Annotated in this window: 2 protein-coding genes; both read right to left on the bottom strand. The window is 39.2% G+C overall.

Annotated features, from left to right (window positions below; genetic code table 11):
- Window positions 1-234: 234 nt before the first annotated feature.
- A complete protein-coding gene (locus A3761_RS28980; RefSeq protein WP_369808204.1) occupies window positions 235-447 on the bottom strand; it encodes a bacterioferritin in 213 nt (70 codons plus the stop codon).
- Window positions 429-530, bottom strand: coding sequence for a hypothetical protein (locus tag A3761_RS28975; protein ID WP_369808205.1), 102 nt, complete (start codon window positions 528-530; stop codon window positions 429-431). Before A3761_RS28975 ends, A3761_RS28980 begins: the two co-directional genes overlap by 19 nt.
- Window positions 531-587: the final 57 nt, after the last annotated feature.

Here is a 587-nt window from a genome sequence, read left to right as displayed (position 1 = left end):
TAGACTAGTTATCGTCATGTCGGCCCATTTCCTTGAATGAATCTGTCTATTTTGGGGTGAATTGCTTATTTAGCACTATAAATATAGGACAAAATTAGAAATACCCCCTACCTATTTAGGGATATTTTAGAAAGAAAGTATTTGGATTCAGTTGGGGATTAACGTTTATATCAAACAAACAAAAAAGCCGTCACAAATGACGGCCCTACTTACACTCATTATGCTATTCGAAGCTTACATCTGCGACTGTAAGTAATTTTGAAGCCCAATCTTATCAATCAAGCCCAATTGCTTCTCTAGCCAATAAGCATGATCTTCTTCTGAGTCTTCTAACTGCTTAACCAGCATTGCACGGGTTTCGTAATCTTGCTCAGACTCACACAAAGCAATCGCTGCCTTAAGGTTTTTAATTACTGAGTATTCTACATTCAAGTCATTCTGTAGCATTTCCGAAACTGTTTACCGACATTTAGCGGCTCACGCGTTGCCAAGTCTGGATGCCCTTCCAAGAACAAAATCCGTTTGATCATTTGGTCTGCGTGATCTGTCTCTTCTTCACGCTCATGATCCAAACGTTCATAAAGCTT

This window comes from Oleiphilus sp. HI0123, assembly GCF_001635315.1.
Note: the sequence above shows the minus strand (reverse complement) of the source record. Positions and strands in the feature narration are given on the sequence as shown.